General features: G+C 35.2%; 14 protein-coding genes and 1 tRNA gene. 7 read left to right on the top strand and 8 right to left on the bottom strand.

The window, feature by feature from the left end:
- Positions 1–32 precede the first annotated feature (32 nt).
- Together ABS764_RS10515 and ABS764_RS10510 are read right to left on the bottom strand one after the other, a co-directional pair.
- Positions 33–1283 carry a hypothetical protein gene (locus ABS764_RS10515; RefSeq protein ID WP_408081752.1) on the bottom strand — a complete coding sequence of 417 codons (1251 nt, stop codon included), beginning with the start codon at positions 1281–1283 and terminating at the stop codon, positions 33–35.
- Positions 1276–2010: a type III pantothenate kinase gene (locus ABS764_RS10510; protein ID WP_408081751.1), complete on the bottom strand. Its 735-nt coding sequence runs from the start codon at positions 2008–2010 to the stop codon at positions 1276–1278. Before ABS764_RS10510 ends, ABS764_RS10515 begins: the two co-directional genes overlap by 8 nt.
- Before the next feature lie 99 nt (positions 2011–2109).
- Here ABS764_RS10510 and ABS764_RS10505 point away from each other — a divergent pair.
- Positions 2110–2182: transfer RNA gene (locus tag ABS764_RS10505), tRNA-Phe, on the top strand.
- Between the two features lie 201 nt (positions 2183–2383).
- On the opposite strand, the gene ABS764_RS10500 is transcribed toward ABS764_RS10505, so the two are convergent.
- The 6 genes from ABS764_RS10500 to ABS764_RS10475 all read right to left on the bottom strand — a co-directional run bounded on the left by ABS764_RS10500 (position 2384) and on the right by ABS764_RS10475 (position 15248).
- Complete coding sequence (locus ABS764_RS10500) at positions 2384–4756, bottom strand: beta-L-arabinofuranosidase domain-containing protein (protein ID WP_408081750.1); 2373 nt, start codon at positions 4754–4756, stop codon at positions 2384–2386.
- A 68-nt stretch (positions 4757–4824) separates the two neighbouring features.
- The gene (locus tag ABS764_RS10495; RefSeq protein WP_408081749.1) at positions 4825–7434 is read right to left on the bottom strand and encodes an alpha-L-arabinofuranosidase C-terminal domain-containing protein; all 2610 of its coding nucleotides are present in this window, start codon (positions 7432–7434) and stop codon (positions 4825–4827) included.
- A 195-nt stretch (positions 7435–7629) separates the two neighbouring features.
- The gene (locus ABS764_RS10490; protein ID WP_408081748.1) at positions 7630–9720 is read right to left on the bottom strand and encodes a RagB/SusD family nutrient uptake outer membrane protein; all 2091 of its coding nucleotides are present in this window, start codon (positions 9718–9720) and stop codon (positions 7630–7632) included.
- A gap of 15 nt (positions 9721–9735) precedes the next feature.
- The gene (locus ABS764_RS10485) at positions 9736–13311 is read right to left on the bottom strand and encodes a TonB-dependent receptor (RefSeq protein WP_408081747.1); all 3576 of its coding nucleotides are present in this window, start codon (positions 13309–13311) and stop codon (positions 9736–9738) included.
- Positions 13312–13444: 133 nt separating this feature from the next.
- The gene (locus tag ABS764_RS10480) at positions 13445–14563 is read right to left on the bottom strand and encodes a FecR family protein (RefSeq protein ID WP_408081746.1); all 1119 of its coding nucleotides are present in this window, start codon (positions 14561–14563) and stop codon (positions 13445–13447) included.
- Between the two features lie 76 nt (positions 14564–14639).
- A complete protein-coding gene (locus tag ABS764_RS10475) occupies positions 14640–15248 on the bottom strand; it encodes an RNA polymerase sigma factor (protein ID WP_408081745.1) in 609 nt (202 codons plus the stop codon).
- Positions 15249–15595: 347 nt separating this feature from the next.
- Between ABS764_RS10475 and ABS764_RS10470 the strand changes: the two genes are divergently transcribed.
- From ABS764_RS10470 to acs, 6 genes are all read left to right on the top strand, one after another.
- The gene (locus ABS764_RS10470) at positions 15596–16015 is read left to right on the top strand and encodes a transposase-like zinc-binding domain-containing protein (RefSeq protein WP_408081744.1); all 420 of its coding nucleotides are present in this window, start codon (positions 15596–15598) and stop codon (positions 16013–16015) included.
- 115 nt (positions 16016–16130) lie between these two features.
- Positions 16131–16691: an acetate uptake transporter gene (locus ABS764_RS10465; protein WP_408081743.1), complete on the top strand. Its 561-nt coding sequence runs from the start codon at positions 16131–16133 to the stop codon at positions 16689–16691.
- Positions 16692–16761: 70 nt separating this feature from the next.
- The gene (locus tag ABS764_RS10460) at positions 16762–16956 is read left to right on the top strand and encodes a hypothetical protein (protein ID WP_408081742.1); all 195 of its coding nucleotides are present in this window, start codon (positions 16762–16764) and stop codon (positions 16954–16956) included.
- Positions 16949–19651 (top strand): ATP-binding protein, encoded by a 2703-nt coding sequence (locus tag ABS764_RS10455; RefSeq protein WP_408081741.1) that lies wholly within the window; start codon positions 16949–16951, stop codon positions 19649–19651. The genes ABS764_RS10460 and ABS764_RS10455 overlap by 8 nt, the downstream gene beginning before the upstream one ends.
- Complete coding sequence (locus ABS764_RS10450; protein WP_408081740.1) at positions 19648–20010, top strand: response regulator transcription factor; 363 nt, start codon at positions 19648–19650, stop codon at positions 20008–20010. The genes ABS764_RS10455 and ABS764_RS10450 overlap by 4 nt, the downstream gene beginning before the upstream one ends.
- A gap of 24 nt (positions 20011–20034) precedes the next feature.
- Positions 20035–21942: an acetate--CoA ligase gene (acs, locus tag ABS764_RS10445; RefSeq protein ID WP_408081739.1), complete on the top strand. Its 1908-nt coding sequence runs from the start codon at positions 20035–20037 to the stop codon at positions 21940–21942.
- Positions 21943–22045: the final 103 nt, after the last annotated feature.

Genomic DNA, 22045 nt, shown 5'->3' with positions numbered 1-22045 from the left:
AAAAAGTACTGTTTAAAATTCTTAAGCAGTTATTAATCAAACTTTCTCTTCACAAACCATCGGTCGTTCAACGAAAGTCCTACGCTGAACTTAGCATAATTTTCCTGAATTAAACCTGCCGAAGTTGTTCCTCGTTTCCCATATTCAAATCCAAAATTAATATTAGAAAAAGTCCCTGAAACCGGTAATCCCAATCCAAGACTAAAACCGGCATCTTTTATTGACTCAGCGTTCACAACCAATCCCGTTTCTTCATATTTAACACCGGCTCTAAAAACAATTCGTTTAAAATAACTGGTAAAAGAATTATAGTTAGGAATAAAATAACCTCCCAGACTATATTTCATTGCTTTTTCATAGGAGACATTAGGCATCGTATTGTAAGTATTAGCCAAATCACCTTTACTGGCTGAAGTAAACTGAGCACCTACAAGCCATTTTCTGGATTCGCCAATTCCAACACCTATTTTTAATTCGCTAGGTAACGTTAAATCTCTTGAAAAAGTTTCCTCATCAGAAGATTCTACTTCAGAATACTCAAAATCAGAATTATAATTTACAGAAGAAATAACTCTGGAATTAGAAGACCCCAGATTCCCTTCCAGTTTATAACTCAAACTGCTGAAAAAATTTAATTTTTCATTTAGTTTTGCCTGATACATGGCTCCGAAATTAAAATTAACCCCGGACAAATCAGCTTCATTTAATTCCAGACTCCCTAAAGCTACTCCATTAACATACTGCATATCAGTAGTTTCAATATGTCCGAAATTATATTCTACATTAGCTCCCAAACTAAAATTGGGTGCAACTTTATAAGAAAGCGCAAAAAAAGCTTTGTTTAATCCTCCGCTACCAAAATCACGACTGTTTGCACCATTTACTTCGTTAGAAACAACCGCTATCTTGTAACCTACAGAAGAATAAGGAAGTAAACCAAAACCAACCCCTAATTTACCCATGGGCAATCCTACCGCCAGATAATCAAAAGTAGTTCTTTTTGCTTTTTCAGAACTGGAATCATTTTTTAAAGTCGTCAGATTATAAGTACCTCCAACAGTAAAAGTGGTCAATTTCAGGTTAGAAAAACCCGCCGGATTATCTAAATTAATATGGATACTATCCTGTTCCACCTGAACACCTGCCATGGAACGACTTTCTACAGTCCCCTTAAACCGTACATCTCCGATTCCGTAAAAAGAATAGGGAGATGAAGTTCCTTCTTGTGCAAAAGATGCCAGGGATAAAAGCAAGCAAAGGCTTGATATAATTTTTCTAATCATTTTTGATTTTATATTGAAATGTTTGATTCAAACTCTCCAAAAGGAAATTTGAATTGGCAAATATGGTATTTTTTAATCGTTTAGCCAAAAATTCTGCATCACCACCCGTTAAAATTATGATAATTTTTGAACAGCCCGTTTTATATTCCTCTATAAAACCATCAATTTCATAGACCAATCCGTTTACCACACCCGAGTGTATGGATTCTGAAGTTGATTTCCCCACATAAGATTCCGGACTTTGCAATTTTAATAGCGGAAGTTTTGCTGTAAACGCATGCAGAGATTCATATCTTAACCGCAATCCCGGCGCAATAGCACCACCCTGATACACATTATTTTCATCTACAAAATCATAGGTCACACAGGTCCCTGCATCAATTACCAGTCGGTTTTGGTTTGGATATAACAAAGCAGCACCAGCAGCCAGCACCATCCTATCAATTCCTAAAGTTTTTGGGGTTCCGTAATTATTGATAAACGGAAAAGCATCTTCATGTGAAACAAAATGAACCTGAACCCACTTTTCAAATACTAAAAAGGCCTGTTTTTCAACATCTGCTACCGAAGAAACTACTAAATTATTTATTGTCTGAAATTCTTTTAAAATTTTTTTAATCTCATTTTCCAGCACTGTTTTATCAAAAACAAAGTTTTTCAAATTAGTATTTCCCTCAAAAACAGCTGCTTTAATTCGGGTATTCCCCACATCAACAGTTACTATCATATTTTGGTTTTTGCTTGGGCGAAGGTACGAATAGATTTTTTCATAAAAATGTTTTGGATATATTAAAAATGGTTCTATATTTGCACCCGCAACAAGCACGGTACCTTAGCTCAGTTGGTAGAGCAATGGACTGAAAATCCATGTGTCCCTGGTTCGAACCCTGGAGGTACCACAAAACCCGAATAGCAATATTCGGGTTTTTTGTTTTTTATAAACTTTTGAAAATGCATTACTTATATATTCTTTTTTAGTTCAGCAGATAAACTGGTTTTAAAATTCCTGTCAGCGTTATATGTATTGAAAATAAATATAACAAAAAAACCTCCCGTTTTCCAGGAGGCTTCTTCACTACAAATTAAAATACTATTCTAAATTATTTCATCAAACGCACTTCATAAATACCGGCAACAGACGAATTCGGTTTCGCCTGAAATTTTACTTCGAATAATTTTGCATTCGATTTTAAAACCTCAGCCGGAATTTCGATTGTTTTATCCACAAACTGATTGCCTTCTGTTCCATCCAATGTAATCGAGGCAATTAAAACCGAGTTCATATAAATATCAAAGTTTTTATTTTTATCAGAACCAAAATAAGTGAATCTTAATTTACGGGCTTCGAGTTTGGGGTTTTTCAATTCATAACTAAAGAATCCCGTTCCGTTTCTATAATGACGTTTTTTATAAATTCCGGTATCGGTTTTTTCTCCTTTAAAATTGTGATCATTTTCCGGCTGTTGCTCACCCGCAGTAATCATATCAACGGTTTGTGCTTCCAATTTCATTTTAGCATCTTCCCTTTCTTTCATAGCAGCCTGCAATTCCGGTAATTTTTCTTTTGTGGTATAAGGCCAGTACAACATATATCGCGCATCATGAATTTGGAAAAAAGGCACCAATTGCAAGTCCTTAAATTGATCCTGATAAGTGATGTCTGAAATCGAATACGTAAAAGGTTTGTTTTTTACTGCTATTATTGATTGTGCTAAATCAGTCGAATTTGAAACCAGCATTGGCGCTTCTTCAATAGGATAAATGGATCCACTGGCAATATGTCCCATCCGGCTTCCATCGGCTGTTAATCCTGTCAAATCAGAAGTATCGGTAACAGCCGCTAAAACTACTGGTCCACGTAAAAATGAAACCCAATTTGATTTATCCGGAAGCTGCTCCGTTTTATTATGCATTGGCAAAACTATCGAAATCACATCTCCCGGTTTCCATTTTCGATCAATAGCAACATAAGAATTGGCATCCTTTACAAACGCTACCTCCTTACCGTTGACTTTGATTTTTAATTCGCCATCATTTACCCAAGAAGGATATCTAAACTTAACGGCAAACTTTTGTGCCTTTTTCAAGTCCAATATCAAAGTTGATTGCTCTTCGAAAGGAAACTTGGTATTTTGCGTCAGTTTCAATCCTTTTTCTTTCCAATCTAAAGTAGACGGAATAAAAAGATTTACGTACAAATCATTCGCATTATGAGCATAAATCATTTCGCCATATTTTCCATGATTTTCTAAACCAGAACCCACACAACACCAAAAAGATTCCTGCGGTTCTGAATACACACGGTAATGACGCGGACGAATAGGTGTAAAATATACAAATCCCCCATCAGGATGCTGCGATGACAAAATATGATTGTAAGTAGTACCCTCGTAATAATCCATGTATTTCGAGTCCGGATGTGCCAGGAATAAATGCTTACTCAATTTAAGCATGTTGTAGCTGTTGCAGGTTTCCGGTCCTTCTCTGGATTCTAACATCGACGAAAAATCATCCGTAGGATTAAAATGCTCTCTGACACTGTTTCCTCCTATAGAAATGGTTCTGTTAGCAACAACAGTATTCCAAAAAAAGTTAGCTGCATCTGCCCATTTAGCATCTCCGCCCACCTCAGCAACACGCATAAAACCAATCACTTTAGGAATTTGTGTATTGGCATGCAATCCATTTAATTTGTCGTGATTTTCCAACAATGGATTCAAAATTGTTTTATGCGAAAATTTCTCTGCCAATGCTAAATATTTTTTATCTCCGGTAATAGCGGCTACATCGGCAAAAACTTCGTTCATACCGCCGTGTTCGCTTTTTAACATCAGTTGGATTTGCTCATCAGAAAGATTGTCCACTAATTTCAAACACCAATCCGATAATTGAACCAGCATTTTTTTAGCTTTATCATTATCCGTTAAGGTATAAGCATCAACCAAACCTGCATAAACCTTATGAATATTATACCAAGGCACCCATTTGCCATTCAGTGAAAAACCTCCCGCATCAATCTTGCCTTTAGCAATATCAGCCCACAGTTGTTTACTTCCCGGAACTCCGCCTATATAACCATCTCCATTTTTCAACTGGCACTTTTCCAGATTATCCAGCATATAATCCAATCGTTCTTTTATTTGCAGATTTCCTGTAGCAGCATACATCTCTGATAAAGCCGAAAGGTAATGTCCGCCAATGTGACCATCGAGTCCTGTATTTTCCCAATTGCCGTAATTGTCTTTTAATGGCATTAGTCCGGCTTCTTTTAGATAAGGTGCCAACAATCTATCGGCATCAAGTTCTAAAATGTATTTCATATCAGTTTGCTGTGCTTTTTGAAAAGGACTTTCTAACAAGCGAACAGATGATAAAGGAAAAGATTCCAATTGTTCCGATTGTCCGTAAACTGAGGTACCAAGAGCAAACAATGCAATTGCACAAAACTTGTTTGTAAAATGTTTTACTACCATAATTTTAAGTGAATTTTTTATTCTGAAAACATATGCTCCCTCACCTATTTTCAGAATAGATTTTGTTTTTATTTTGTTTTTATTCGAATAAGCGTAAATGAATAAGCCGGCATTTCAGTTGAAAAATTTTCATCAATAGCAATGGCATCCGTTTTCGGCAAAGCTGCTTTACTATCCGGTGTTCCCGTTAACAAGATACGAGTGGCTTGTGAAGCCGCAATTCCCAGATTTTTTAAATCCAATTGGGTATTTACTGCAACAGGAAGCATATTGACTAATTTCAAAATCAAATCATTGCTTTTGCTATCGCGAACTACTGAAACTCCAATACGTTTTTGAACAGCTTCATTCCCATCAGAAAGCGTAATGCTATTGGGCAAATAAACATCTCCGGCATTATTCCCGTACATTTTCTGAACCTGATAACCTACTGTTGGTTTCACTTCCGAATTATTAAAATAGATAATATCCGGATTCCATTGGGTGTGTCCTTCTTTGGCAAGCATTGGCGCAATAGATGCCATACTTACCACATCGCCGTTGCGCTCAATTGAAGTTAAATATAAGGCTTCCGCCAAAGCCGTTTCGATATTATTAGGACGTCCCGGTAAAAAAGCGGCATATTCTCCTAAATAAACTTTCGCCTTAGAACGATCGTATTTATCATAAAAATCCTGATTATTGATAAACCAACCCACCGATTCGTAATAATGTTCATCTACCATTGAAATATTTAATTTATCGGCAAGTGCCCAGCCTTCATTATAATCTGTTCCTTCATAAAATGGACCAACGGTCCCAATCACGGTAATTTCAGGATGTTTTGCTTTTACAGCATTAAAAATCATAGTAAAACGTTCTTCAAAAATATCTGTAATTAAATCTTCATTTCCTATTCCTACATATTTAAGATTAAACGGCTTTGGATGTCCCGCTTCGGCTCTTTTCCTTCCCCATTTGGTATTCACATCCCCATTAGCGTATTCAATTAAATCCAAAACATCCTGAACATATTCGTCCATTTCATCCATAGGAATTCCGCCTTGTTGTCCCGCTCCGCCAGTTCCTGAATTCTGACAAGGAACACCCGCTGCAACTACCGGCAAAGGCGCTGCTCCCATATCTTCGCAAAACTGAAAATACTCAAAATAACCCAATCCCATTGACTGATGATAGCCCCAAAGGTTACGTTGCCCCTTTCTGGATTCTAATGGTCCAATGGTATTTTTCCAATGGTAAATATTATCAATTCCGTCACCATGAGCGACACATCCGCCGGGAAAGCGCATGAATTTTGGCTGGATATCAGCAATAGTCTGTGCCAAATCGGCACGGAGACCATTTTTACGCCCTTTAAAAGTTTTTTGAGGAAACAGCGAAATCATATCCAGAGCAATACTTCCCTGATTTTGAGGCAGAATTTCTAATTTAGCATCAGTCGCTGTTTTATTCGAAACCAAAACAGCGTTGTATTTTTTCCAATTTACACTGTTCGAATTAATCGAAGTTTCGGCATATTTTTCTCCATTTTTCCCTGTCAAACGAACAATTATTTTTGTTTTGGCTGCAGCCAAATTTCGACAAAACAATGAAAAATCATACTTATCTCCTGCTTTTAAAGCAATCCCATCAAAACCTTCATTAGATAATCCTTTTCCAACTTCGGTCGTTTTTAAAACAGCATAATGCTTATTGTTTTCATGAATTGGCGCAAGCGAATCTATTGTAAATGCATTTTGATTTCCTTCGATAGTCCAGGATTTAGAACTATTCCATGTTTTATCACGACCTTCCTTGTCGCTCGAAGCATATTCAAAATCACGATTCTGAATCAGCTCTGCATACAATCCGCCATCTGCAGCGTAATTAATGTCTTCAAAAAATACTCCGGTAAGCATATTGCTTATTTTTTTACTTCTGGTAGCTTCAACAGTCATGGTGGCATTTAGCGGTTTCAGTGATGCAAAACGAATCGCGTCGGTTTTTGAAGATTCCTCTTTTAACTGATTATTATAAGTCGTTAACTGTTCATTTTTTATCAGATTATTTACTAAATCCCAGGAGACTTTATGTACTGTCCCGTTTTGAAGAATTCCGGAAATTGTGATCGATTCTCTTAAATCGGAACGTTTGGAATCCTGAATTGTTTTTGTTTCAGAATAATTTATAAAATTGCTAGTAGTTACAGCAAACAATCCATTTGTCCCATTTGCCGAACTCTTCCATGATATGGTAAAAATTCCATTATTTTGAGAAACTATAGGTTTCAGACAATTTTTATCTTGCATGACTTCTTGATACGATTGGCGTCCCCAAGTAATCAAATCCTTAGAAGCAGCATGTGCAAACGAACCGTCTTTATCATTCAGACTCCATACACAATGGTATACTCCGCCTGCATCCTGAAAAAGATAAGGTGACTTCATTTTTTTCTGAGATCCCCATCTTCCGTAATCTGAAAGTAAAAAATTATGATTCTGCCCTACTGAATGCCAATTTTCCTTATCAACACTCCATGCAAATTGCAGCCCCGTTCTACCGGATAAATTCTCAGGTGTATAAGCAAATAAATAGACTGAGCCAGGATGTACTGCTTTATTGTTATTTGCAAAAATGGGCATCAACATTAAAAGAGATAATGCCAGAGCAATGCAATTGCATTTAATAATATTTTTCATTGGTTTAATTCATTATAATTTTGGCTGGAATTAACAAATGTAAATAAAACATTTATTAATTCTATTATAATTTTATGAAATCAAACTCACTTAATTAAAAAAAGAAAGTTGGAATCATTTAAAACCAAAAAAAAATCTCAAAGCGAATTTATATCGCTCTGAGATTTTTTTTATAATAATCCGAATTTGTAATTATTAATTTAAATAACCCGGATGCTGCGTTAAATTTGGATTATCAATAAGTGGATGACCCGCAGATTTATTGGCAAAAGGAAGCAATTCTGAACGGTTTTGCTGAAATCCGTAATACAATCCGTCACTTCCGTCGGGAGCCTGAATCCAGTTTGGATACTGACCTCCATTTTCAGCCGAACCTGTTGGTTTGGTATAAATAATATTTCCTATTTGAAGTGTATTAAAACCTCCTGTAAACCCAACTGTTTTTCGTGAATTTCCATTATAAGCACTGGTGTAAGCCTGAAACATATTCACCGGATACCATTTATCTTCACTTGTAACTGTAAAGCCATGAGCCTGTGCAATACCTGAAGTCGTAGCAAGGAAATTAGCATACTGAGCAGTATTAGTAGGTATGGTTTGGATTAGTGCTATCTCAGCAGGATCCGTTAAATCAATATACTCAACTCCCAAAAACGGATCTCCATATGTTTGTGCATCCAGATGAAATTTATACAAACGATAAACAGGAGTATTAGCGTATGCATTTTTCCTGTCTGAAAGGTCTTTCATATCTTGTTTAGTCGCTGCTAATTCAGTTGCCAGACGATTCATTCGAATTAAATCAGTACGAAGGTTAAATTCACCTGCAAATTCCCATTTGCGCTCCTGAACAATAGCGTCTTCAAATCCCTGTTTGTCAGACGGTATAGGAAGAGATCCAATACCTGCACGATTTCTTATTTCCTGCAAAGCATTTTTAGCTGCTGTTGTTGGATTATTGTTCAGATAATTTTGAGTTTCTGCATACATTAATAGTACATCTGCATAACGCAAGACAGGAATATTAACATTTCTTTCTGCTGCACCCTGTGGCTCAACACACCATGAGATTCGGAATTTTCCCGGCATGATACAAGATAATGTTGTTCCTACATCAACCCACTTATCAGTTGTAGCATTACCGTTGTTTAGAAAATAAATACTATAAGCAGTACAGGAAACATCACGTCGGGTATCATTTGGATTAAATGACAAATAATAAGTTGGCAACATAAATTGTAACGCTTTTCGTGAGCCGAATACACCTCCTCGGGTTCCAGGATGAGCATATACCCCAAAATTAGAGTTTGTATTCTGTCCTAAATTAGCCACTTCCCAAAGCATCTCACTTCTGGTAGCAGAAAAGTTTCTTTGACAGAAATTATACCACAAATATTCAAAACCGCTTTTATTACCTTGCGCCTGAACCAAGCTGTTTTCATTTCTGGAAATAACGGCTTCACAGGCATCATTAGCAATCTGATAAAGCTCCTGAGCACGGCCTACATCAGCACGTCTGGACATCATTAAAGTTCCGGGATCGTTTGTTTCCAGATTCCAGCGTAATGAATACCCTCCCGCATGTAAAGCAACACGCGCTAATAAAGCATAAGCACCTTGCTTTGTAATACGCTCATAAGTCGCATAACCACTTTGCGAAAACCAGGGAATATCCTGTACAGCCGATTGCAAATCAGTCACAATGCGGTCATAAATTTCATCACGAGGAGCACGTTTTGGATAAAATGTATTTTCATCATCCGGATTTAATTCTTCAAGTGGCTGCCAAACAGCAGGGACATCACCATAAACACGAATTAAATTATAGTAACAAAAAGCCCTGATTGCTTTTGCTTCGCCTAATAATGCTTTAGTTTTAGCTGTTTCAGGCATTTTGCTCATTCGACTGATAGCGATATTTGTAGCTTCAATTATACGATACTGTTCTTTAAAAATAGTTGTAACAGTATATGGTGTTGTGGCATCATAAAAATAGTTACAAATATTATATTTCGAGTTATTAGTTGTTCCATCCTCTGAAGAGTGAGTAACTGTCTCTCCCGCTCCCAACTGATAAAACAATTCAGAATGAATGATACCCCGATAACAGCCCTGAACAAACATATCAGCTGTTAATTCGTCAGAAAATACCGTTTCAGTATCAACAGCATTGTAAGACGGCATATCCAGATAGTCCTGGCAAGAAGTCATATTTAAAGAAACAACAAGAAGCGAAATTATTAATGCCTTTTTTTTCTCAAACAATTTTATAGATATTTTTTTCATGATGTATATTTTGCATTAAAATGTTAAGTTTAACCCTAGAACGAAGCTTCTGGAACGAGGATAAGCAGAACTGTCATATCCCGGAGTTACTGCTACTAAATCATTATCTCCGGCTGAAACTTCGGGATCAAAACCTGAGTAACCCGTAATAGTTAAAATATTATTAGCCGTAAAATAAAAACGAGCGTTAGTAATTCCAGCTTTTTCTGACCATGCTTTTGGCAGGGTATAACCCAATGTTATTTGTGCAAGACGCAGATAAGAACCATCTTCAATATAAGATGAAGAAGGATAAGTGATATAGCTTGAGTTCAAAAGATTCAAAGCGGAGGTACGGGAAGCTTCATCAGGATTTAATTCCTGTAAACGCGTAAGCGAAGTTGCTTTTTGTCCTGTCAAAGGATCGATTAAACGGTAGTAACTATTACCAAACTCTGTAGGTACATTTTGAAAAAGAGCATAAGGACTTGTACTGTGTTTAGTGGCATTATAAATATCATTACCAATACTGAATTTCATAAATGTATTCAGATCAAAACCTTTATAGCGAAATGTATTAGTGATACCTCCAATACAATCAGGAGTACCGTTCCCAATTTTAACTAACTGACGTGTAAATTGATCTCCTGCTTCATTATCGGCAGCAAATTTAACATCACCCGGACTTGCTGTACCGTTAGAGGGTTTTACAACACCAGGATTTAAAACATAAGTTCCATCAGGATTTTGTGTAAAATCATCTGTTGTGTAAAGCCCTTCATATACATATCCATACATATCCCCCAGCTGATCGCCCACAGTAGCATAATATGTTACTGAACCAGACCTGTTACCTCCTACATTAAATGTTTTTTGTGTCTGATCTTTCTCTAAAGAAAGCACTTTGGACTTATTAAACGCTAAATTTAAATTTGTCGTCCAGCTAAAATTATCAGTTCTTACATTTGTTGTACCTACTGTAAATTCCCAACCACGATTGCGCATTGTTCCTACATTCTGGTATTGATTTGCGTATCCTGTTGAAGAAGGAATAATACTCTTTAATAACATATCACTAATCTGATTGTTATACCATTCTGCTGTGATATCAATTCTTCTGTTAAATAAAGAAATATCCAACCCAAAATTGGTAGCATGTAATGTTTCCCACTGTAAACCTTGGTTTCCTAATGTTGAACTAGGTACATAAGCCGGATTCCCCGGAGTATTATTAACCGGATAATCTGTTTGACTTACCGTAGTAAGATATAAGTTGTTACCAATTCCGTTATTACCGGTGATACCATAACCGGCACGTAATTTAAAATTATTAATAACATCTCCAATAGCATTATTTTTCCAGAAACTTTCTTCTGAAATTCTCCATGCCCCGGAAACAGATGGAAATACACCCCATTTATTCCCTTCGGCAAATTTTGAGGAACCATCATAACGCAATGTCCCGGCTAAAAGATAACGGTTATCATAAGTATAATTTACACGACCAAAGAATGAAGCTAAACCATTACGGGAATGTTTTGTCTCCTTATCTGAAACAGTTGCATTTGAAATATCGTCTAATCCAAAATTGGGTCTTGGAAATTGACGAAGAGTTATACTATTACTTTCAGATTCGTTATAAGTAACCTCTTGTCCTAATAACACAGAAACATCATGTCTGTCAGCAAAAGTTTTCTTAAAATTTAAAGTATTTGTGATTTGATAACTAAAAGATTCTCCATTATCAATTTTCCCGTTTATACCTGTATTAACAGGATCTGTCAGTGCTGCTCTTGAATTTTCATCTGAAAAATTAGTTCCCTTACTGCTCGACCAGGAATACTGACCGGAAGTACGCCAAGTGAAATTTTTAAGAAAATCAAACTCTACACCAGTATTAACAAGAAATACACGAGAACGTTTATTAGATTGGGATGCCTGGTTTTCTACTAAAGGGTTTTCAGTGTCATAAGCCGAATCCAATCCTGATAAGTCTCCAAAAGTCTGTGTATTAAGCAACTGATCCTGATTAAATAATGTTCCCCCATTAATTGGCTGCAAAAGAACATCTTTCAGACCACTATATTCTCCACCTCCATCAGTTGAAGTATTACTAAACATGGTATTAAGATCTAAACGCAAACCTTTATACAATTCTGAATTAATCTTTGCACGGAAGGTATTTCTCGTATCATTATGATTTGCTATAATTCCTTCCTGATTATTATAATTATAACTTAAAAACGCCTGTGTTTTCTCATTACCTGTTGATACAGTAACATTTTGGTTTTGGGTAAACCCAGTTCCTCCAAACATCTTTTTCTGCCAGTCAGTAGCATAATCAGATGCATAACGGTTATTAATACGCTCAAAAGCTCCTGTATAAAAATTAGGAGTATCTGTTGCTAAACTATTATCAAAAACATTACTCCATTGTGCCGGTTTCCCTTGTAATACAGCCATTTCGTATTGGTATTTTACAAAATCTTCTGCATTAGACATCATATCCATTTTTTTAGAAAGTTCATCAACGGAAATAAAAGAGTTATAAGAAACTGTTGTTTGCCCTTTTTTACCTGATTTTGTCGTAATTACAATAATACCATTTGACCCTCTCGCTCCATAAATAGCAGTTGAGGAAGCATCTTTTAAGATTTCAATACTTTTAATATCATTAGGATTGATAACATTTAGTGCATCATCCATTTGAAAACCATCCACAATATAAAGTGGTTTAGTGCTTTGAGTAATGGAAGTTCCACCACGAATCGTAATATTAGTTCCTGCTCCGGGTGCTCCACTAGTGGTAACAATATTTAAACCAGCAGCTCTTCCCTGTAAAGCCTGGGCTGCGGTCATTGCAGGAACTGTTGCTAATTCTTCTCCGGAAACAGATGATATAGCACCTGTTAAATCGCTTTTTCTTTGCGTTCCATAACCTACAACTACAACTTCCTCTAAACTTTGGGACGATTCTTTAAGCGTAATTCTAAAATCCGTCTTGCCTTCTATCGGCATTTCAACCGTATCAAAACCTATATAGGAAATCACCAGTATTTTTGCTGCATCATCTACTCTGATGGTAAATTTTCCGTCGATATCAGTAGAGACACTATTCTTTGTTCCTTTTACTAAAACACTTGCTCCCGGAAGCGAAAGTCCTCCCGCATCTACAACTACTCCACTAAGTATTTTTTGCTGTTGTGCTAGCGAACTCATAACACTTTCGTTTTCTTTAGCACTTTTATTAGTATCTTTTTGTAAAATAATTTGATTGCTAACTACCGTATATTTAATATTCAGTGGCTGTAAAATTCTGGAAAGTACCGCTGACAAAACCTCATTAGTCGCTTTAACAGTAACTTTTTGATCAAAAGCTACCATTCTTGAATTATATGAAAACTTTACATCGGCTGTTTTTCCCAGTTCTGTTAAAGCATTATTTAAATTCATATCAGTTATCGATATGGTCACTTTTGTGTCTAACTTTCCCTGCCCATTGAGGCTATTTGCCATGGTAACAGTCGAAAAGACAACCGCTAATACAAATTGATACAATGTCATCTTCATGAGTCGGATTAGTAATCGTTGTTTTACTTGGTTTTTTTTCATAATTTTGGTTTGTTTTGATTAATACTATTTGAGCGTATTTAAGAAACATTTTCAAACTCACTTTGCAGAGTGAGAATGAGTACAGGCGTCGTGATGTTGCAGCATTTCGACGCTTTTTTTATGCAGGTTTTATTTAATTACATCCTTTAGATAAAATGGTGATCTGATTTCCGTTCATCGTATAACTGGAATTATTCCCAATACTTTTACAGATAATCTTTAATTTTTCCGGTAAAGGCTGATCATTCAGAGAAGTAGTCAAATGGCATTTCTCCAATTCTTCTTTCGGATAATCTATTTCTACCGAGTAAGCCTGTTCTATTGTTTTAAAAATCTGACTAACAGGAATATCTGTAAAATCAAAACTTAACTGTTCAATACTCCTCACAGAATTATGAATAGACTGATCTGAGGTAATATCAGTTATTTTTTTAAAAGTCTGATTCCTGCGTTCAAAACGAAGTGCCTGATTAGGCAATAACACAATTTCTTTCTGATTTGATGTATTATTATCATTTTTTTCAGAATTCACTTTTACTTTTCCTGTTCGTACTAAAACCTCTACATCAGAATCATTATTATAAGCTTTAATTCGGAAACTGGTACCTACTACCTTTGTTACAATTTCATTAGCATGAACAAAAAAAGGTTTTCCCGGATTTTTACTGATTTCAAAAAAAGCTTCTCCTGACAGATATACTTTTCGCTCATTACCCATAAAAACTTTAGGATAACTCAGTTTACTTTTAGGCTGTAACAATACTGAGCTCCCATCAGATAAATTTATTATTTGTGGTTTGTTAGAATTATTTATTTGTTCCAATAAGCCTTCTTCATCGGTATGTGCAAGAATTTGTTCATTATAAAAATCAGTGCTTGCAGCAGTAAAATAATTGGTATACACGTAAAATGACAGCAAACTAAAAATTAGTATAGCAGCAATATTTCTAAACCAGCCTGTGTTCCATAATTGAACTAATTTATGTTCCATTTTACGGTTCTGTTCTTTGTGTTCAATTTTGAGCCAAGTGTTTTGCAGCGCATTATCCAGTTGCTCCTGAGACAAATTATTTTCCGGAACTTTCATAGCAAGCAACCACAAACGGGCTTCTTCGACTAATTTAGCCCGATTAGGATGGTCTAATGTCCAGTCTTCCCAGCCTGCTACATCATTTTTTGACTTCATCCACAACCGGAATGATTCATCAGCCAAAAAATCTTCTATTTCTTTATATTTATTTCTTTTTTTCATTTTCAAAGTCTTTCTTCAATCATAAAGGACAAACACTCTTTTACATACTCATTATTCGTTATTTTTCTTACTACTTCTAACCCCAGCACATCATCAAAGTTATCAGTAACAATACATTTACCTTCCATTCCTTACGAATATTTACCAGCGCCCTGTGCAATAAATTACTTGCCGATTGATAATTAACATTCAAAATAGCTGCTATTTCATCTATATTTAAGCCATGATGGTATTTTAAAAATAAAGCTTCTTTTTGACGGGAAGGCAACAGATTGAGCACCTTATTAAGATGCACCACTTTGCCGGCAGTCAGCTCATCGGAAATTAATTGTTGTTCTACCGAAAAATCGAATAAAAAAGTTATAGCATCCATAGAAGTTGCCTTATTAAAAACCTTATCCCGTTGTTGCAAACGTACAATACGTTTACGCACACAGGATAACAAATAAGCTTTAACAACGACAGTGTCGCTAAGACTATTGCGATAAATCCATATATCAGTAAAAACATCCTGAACACAATCCTGAATTTTCTCTGTATATGGAGAAAAGGAATTTCCATACTGGATTAAATAACCATAATATCTTTTAAAAAGTGTTGAAAATGCTTTTTCATCACCTTCTCTAAGACGCATCCACAGCATATTATCATCAACAATTCCGGTATGTAAAATTTGATTTTTCAAACTCAAAATTTATTTATTTTTTAATTATCACCTTCTTTGGGTATTGTTAATTTTAGAAAGAAGAGTTGCTATCTAAATAACAACTCTCTTATCACCACTAACTAATTATGACTAACCAAAATCACATATACAAAAAGAATCTTTTATACATAAAGAACACTTTTTTTATTATATACTCATTAAATTAAAACTTTTTTTTTATTTATTATAAAAATAACAGCAAATCATTATCGCAACAACCAAAACATAAGCATATCCTTTCTTTAAATTCTACAAACAAAACCTTAAAAAGCTTTCTCATATAAAAATAATTGCTAATTTAGTATATTTATGCAAAATTCATATACATGGAAATAATCAGTTGTCCCAAATGCCAAAATACCAAAATCGTTAAAAGCGGTATTATTAATGAAAAACAAAGGTATTTATGTAAAAATTGCAACTATTTTTTTACCGTAAATAAGGTTGGAAAAAAAATTGATGATTACTATGTAACTAAAGCATTACAACTCTACCTGGAAGGTTTGAGCTATAGAGAAATTGAGAGAATCATAGGCGTATCCCATGTAAGTATTAGCAACTGGATAAAATCCTTTAATATTAAAAAACCCATCAATTCTAATTACCACCCCACTTACAAAATATTAAATCACTCAGAACTAATTGAATACATAAAAAACAAAGAAACACTCTCAGGAGCAGGAATGATTATTACTGAATTAGGAGACAAATTCATGCTTATAAAATGGGAGCGTTTTAAAAAATAACTATAGCATTAACACATATATATATTTTATTTTTTTTTACAATTAAAAAAACTGAATTTGGTATCCTATTTTAACCTTAATTAACCTTAATTAACCTTAATTTTTTTAAACCACAATGGAACAAATTTTTAAAGACACCACAGCTAATCCGGCACCATTAGGCCTTTTTGGCTTTGGAATGACAACAATGTTATTGAATATCCACAATGCAGGATTCTTTGAACTTAATTCGATGATTATGGGGATGGGAATCTTTTTTGGAGGAATGCAACAAGTTATTGCAGGAATTATGGAATGGAAAAAAGGAAACGGCTTTGCTATGGCAGCTTTTACTTCTTATGGATTCTTCTGGATATCACTTGTTGCGTTGTGGCTGCTTCCTTTAATAGGAGTAACAAAACCTGATGGGGCTTCAATGGGATGTTATTTAGGAATATGGGGCGTTTTTACACTTGCTTTTTTCATTGGAACACTGAACGGAAACACTATAGGAAAACTTATTTTTGGTACACTGGTCATTTTGTTTGCACTATTATCTGCAGCCAGTTTTACCGGAAACCAGAATATTCATACCATTGCAGGCTATGAAGGAATATTATGTGGCTTTTTTGCTTTTTATGAAGCAGCCGCAATTGTAATAAATGAAAAACTAGGCAGACAGGTACTGCCTTTATAAAAAAAGATTATACAAAAAAACAGAACACAATAGTCTTTTTAAAAGTAAGACTATTGTGTGTTTCATTTCTATGAAAAAAAGACATGAACAAAAACTAATTATTCTTTCAATGCTGATGATTTTAGCATTGAACATTCCGCTTATCCTTTTATTTGACAGTTCTAAACCCGTATTTGGTTTTCCTGTTATTTACATCTATCTCTTTTCGGCCTGGTTATTTTCTATTGGCACAACCTACTTAATCATTAAAAAATATTATGAGTAGTCTTGGGCTTTTGACCATATTAGCCGTCTATGTGGTAATACTTTTTTATATTGCACACTGGTCTGAAAAAAGAAGCCATTCTAAATGGACCAATAATCCTTATATCTATTCTTTCTCTTTAGCCGTTTACTGTACAGCGTGGACTTATTATGGAAGTATCGGTTTAGCAGCAAAATCAGGCTTAGATTATTTACCTATTTATCTGGGGCCCATAATTATCATTCCTACCTGGATTATTATTCTGAAAAGAATTATCCGGATTTCCAGAATCAACAAAATAACAAGCATCGCCGATTTTATTTCGTTGCGATATGGTAACAGTCGTTCGCTGGGAGCTGCTGTAACATTAATATCTATTTTTGGAATTGTACCTTATATCGCTTTACAACTCAAAGCTATTTCAGATACTTTTCATATTGTAACTAAAACGCAGGCAAGTTCTAATATTTTTAGTGACAACACCACTTATATTTGTGTGGCTCTGGCATTATTTGCCTCATATTACGGCAATAAATATGTAGATGCTTCTGAAAAAAGACGCGGAATTGTAACCGCTATTGCCATTGAATCCATATTGAAATTAGTTTTCTTTTTAATCATTGGTGTGTATGTAACCTATTTTGTTTTTGATGGTTTTGATGATATTTATACAAAAGCTTCTGTCTTAGAAAATTTCGATAAAAAAAACACTATCGGACCATTGAGTAATGGTATTAATTGGTTTTTCCTGTGTCTTATTTCAATGTTTGCTATTTTTATTCTTCCCAGACAGTTTCATACTGCTATTGTAGAAAACAATCAGGAAAAACACATCCGGACAGCCATTTGGCTGCTTCCACTCTATTTACTGCTGTTTAACATTTTTGTGTTTCCTATAGCCTGGGGAGGAAATATTCTTTTTGGAACGCAAAGTCTTAATTCAGACACCTATTCTTTATTAATACCACAATATTATAATAATAATTTTCTAACAACTTTAGTTTTTCTGGGAGGATTTTCGGCTGCTATTTCAATGATTATCGTTTCTTCAATAGCACTGGCAACCATGCTGAGTAACAATCTTTTAATCCCTTATGGATTTATTGGATCATTAGAAAATACTTCTCAGGAAAAGAATACAAAACGAATTGTGCTTAGCCGTAAAATAGGTATTTTTTCACTTATTGTTTTAGCTTATATCATTTATCGTGTCTTTGTATTAGACTATACTTTAGTTTCTATCGGATTGGTTTCTTTTGTAATAATAGCACAGCTTGCACCTGCCTTTTTTGGTGCTTTATTTTGGAAACGAGGCTCTAAAAAAGGGGCTTTAACCGGTATTATTCTGGGATTTTTAATTTGTTTTTACACCTTATTAATTCCGTATGCCATTGGCACAACAAAGTCAGCAAGTACATTTGTACAGGAAGGTCCGTGGGGAATTGCATTATTAAAACCTTTTCACCTTTTCGGATTAGATTACTTAGATCCCATTCCGCAAGCCGTTTTCTGGAGTTTACTAGTCAATTTTTTAAGCTACATAGCTGTTTCTGTAAGCTTTAGCGGAAACTACAGAGAACGTAATTATGCTGAAATGTTTGTCGATATCGACCGCTATATAACGAATCACGAAAATGCCTATGTCTGGAAAGGAACAGCTAACATTTCGGATATTGAAAAAATACTGGAACGTTTTCTGGGCATCGAAAGAACCAAACGCGCACTGACCATTTTTAATCTAAAATATAATATTGACAAAGACAATAAAATTGCCGACGCCCGATTTATAAAATTTGCCGAAAATCTGTTAACCGGCCACATTGGTACAGCTTCCGCCAAAATAGTGATTTCCAGTGTTGCAAAAGAGGACAAAATAAGCCTGCCCGAAGTTTTACGTATTCTGGAAGAATCCAAGGAAAACATCATAATCAACAAGAAGCTCACTGAAAGTTCCAATGAACTAAAAAAAATTTCCGAACAACTTCAGATTGCAAATCAGGAACTCATTAACAAAGACATTCAAAAAGATGAATTCCTTGATACGGTAACTCATGAATTAAGAACTCCCATAACCGCCATCAGGGCAGCAACTGAAATCCTTCATGATGATGAAAATATCCCAACAGAAGTGCGTCAAAAATTTCTGCAAAATATTATTTCCGAATCAGACCGGCTTAACCGTTTAATTGACAAATTACTGGATTTAGAAAAATTTGAAACCGGAAAACAAAAAATATATCTTTCTAAAAACGATATTAATAAAACCATTCAAAGCACACTGGAATCATTGCAACAATTGATTACAAATAAAAGCATACACGTAAAATTTGACACTAAAAAGCAACCAATAAAAGCATTTTATGATGAAGAACGCATTATTCAGGTGCTGCATAATTTACTTTCAAATGCTATAAAATTTTGTGCGGATACCGAAGGAGAAATCAGTATCCAGGTTGCTGATGACTCAGATTTTATCACTATCAGTATACATAACAATGGTAAAGAAATAAAACAGGAAGATTTAGAAGCTGTTTTTGATAAATTTTATCAATCCAGAAATCAAAACATAAAAAAGCCAATAGGAAGCGGCTTAGGATTAGCTATTTGCAAAAAAATAATCGAACACCATAAAGGAAAAATATGGGCAAAAAGTTCTATTGATAACGGAACAACTATTATTTTTACATTACCCAATTACAACACTACTGAAAAATGAAGAAAATATTAATCGTTGACGATGAACCTAATATAGTGATGTCACTGGAATACACTTTTAAGAAAAACAACTTTGAAGTATTTATTGCCCGAGACGGACAGGAGGCATTGGATATTTTAAAAAAACAACTCCCTGACATCATCATTCTGGATGTGATGATGCCTATGGTTGACGGCTACACTACATTAGAACAAATAAAACAGGAACCGCGATTAGAAAATTGTAAAGTGATTTTTCTTTCGGCAAAAAATAAAGAAACAGACATAAAAAAAGGACTTTCGCTGGGTGCTAATTTATATATCACCAAACCGTTTTCTCTCAAAAAACTTGTTGAACAGACACAGGAATTATTAAACTAACAAAAACTAAATATAAACAAAATTATGAGTCGTTACAAAATAAGCAATTTCGAAGAATATTTTAAAGAATACAAAAAATCGATAAAAGACCCCAAAAAATTCTGGGATAAAATCGCTTCTGAAAATTTCACCTGGTATCAGGAATGGGACAAAGTTGTCGATTTTAATATGGCTGAGGCCGAAATAAAATGGTTTGCAGATGCAAAGGTAAACATTACTAAAAACTGTATTGATCGTCATCTTGCAAAAAAGGGAGATAAAACAGCTATTATTTTTGAACCTAACAATCCTGATGAGGATTCCCAATCTATTACCTACAATGAATTACACCAGCAGGTAAGTAAAATGGCTAATGTTTTATTGAGTCAGGGCATTAAAAAAGGAGATCGCGTATGCATTTATTTACCAATGATTCCTGAATTAGCCATTACTACTCTTGCCTGTGCCCGTATCGGAGCTATTCACTCGGTAGTTTTTGCCGGTTTTTCGGCATCAGCAGTAGCCAGCAGAATTAATGATAGTGAATGTAAAATGGTAATCACCTCAGACGGTGGATACCGCGGAAACAAAACCATTGATTTAAAAGGTATTATTGATGAGGCTTTAACTAATTGTCCTTCGGTAGAAAATGTGTTAGTAGTAAACCGTATCAACTCTTCCGTGCAGATGAAAGAAGGGCGCGATCACTGGTTAGCACCACTATTAGAAAAAGCTTCAGACAACAACACTGCTGAAATTATGGATGCCGAAGATCCTTTGTTTATTCTTTACACTTCGGGTTCTACAGGAAAACCGAAAGGAATGGTCCATACTACAGCAGGTTATATGGTGTATACTGCTTATACCTTTCAAAATGTTTTTAATTACGAAGAAAACGATATTTTCTGGTGTACTGCTGATATTGGCTGGATTACCGGACACTCTTATATTTTATACGGACCACTATTGAATGGAGCTACAACCGTTATTTTTGAAGGCGTTCCATCGTATCCTGATTTTAGCCGTTTTTGGGAAGTGATTGAAAAACATAAAGTAAATCAATTTTATACCGCACCTACTGCTATCAGAGCTTTGGCTAAAGAAAGTTTAGATTATATTCAAAAATATCCTTTAAGTACACTGAAAGTTATTGGCTCAGTGGGAGAACCTATCAACGAAGAAGCCTGGCACTGGTACAATGACCATGTGGGCGGAAAACGCTGTCCGATAGTAGATACCTGGTGGCAAACAGAAACAGGAGGAATTCTTATCTCTCCGCTTCCGTTTATTACACCTACAAAACCCACTTATGCCACTTTACCACTTCCGGGAATTCAGGCGGTTTTAATGGATGAAAAACGCAATGAAATTGAAGACAATCAGGTAGTGGGAAGTTTGTGTATCAAATATCCATGGCCGGGGATTGCCAGAACCATCTGGGGCGATCATCAACGTTATAAAGACACTTATTTCTCTGCCTTTCCAGGCAAATATTTTAGTGGTGACGGAGCTTTACGTGATGAAGTAGGTTATTACAGAATCACCGGACGTGTAGATGATGTGGTAATTGTTTCCGGACACAATCTGGGAACTGCCCCTATTGAAGATGCCATCAACGAGCATTTGGCTGTAGCCGAAAGTGCCATTGTAGGATTCCCTCACGATATTAAAGGAAATGCTCTTTATGGTTTTGTAATCCTAAAAGAAACTGGTGAAAAACGTGATAAAGAAAACTTAGCAAAAGAAATCAACCAGCATATTTCAGCTCACATAGGTCCAATCGCTAAATTAGATAAAATCCAGTTTGTATCCGGATTGCCAAAAACACGTTCCGGAAAAATCATGCGTAGAATTCTCCGCAAGATTGCTGAAGGGGATTATTCTAATTTTGGAGATACAACTACTTTATTAAATCCAGAAATTGTAGAAGAAATCAAAAACGGTAAAATCTAAATTTTATTGAATATCTGATAAACCTGAAGCTGCTCATCAACCGGGCAGCTTCGTTTTTTATAAGAATTATTTAAACTCCATCCATTCCTGAATAGTTTTATTT

Origin of the sequence: Flavobacterium plantiphilum (genome assembly GCF_046000495.1) — a bacterium.
Taxonomy (GTDB): Bacteria; Bacteroidota; Bacteroidia; order Flavobacteriales; family Flavobacteriaceae; genus Flavobacterium; species Flavobacterium plantiphilum.
Note: the sequence above shows the minus strand (reverse complement) of the source record. Positions and strands in the feature narration are given on the sequence as shown.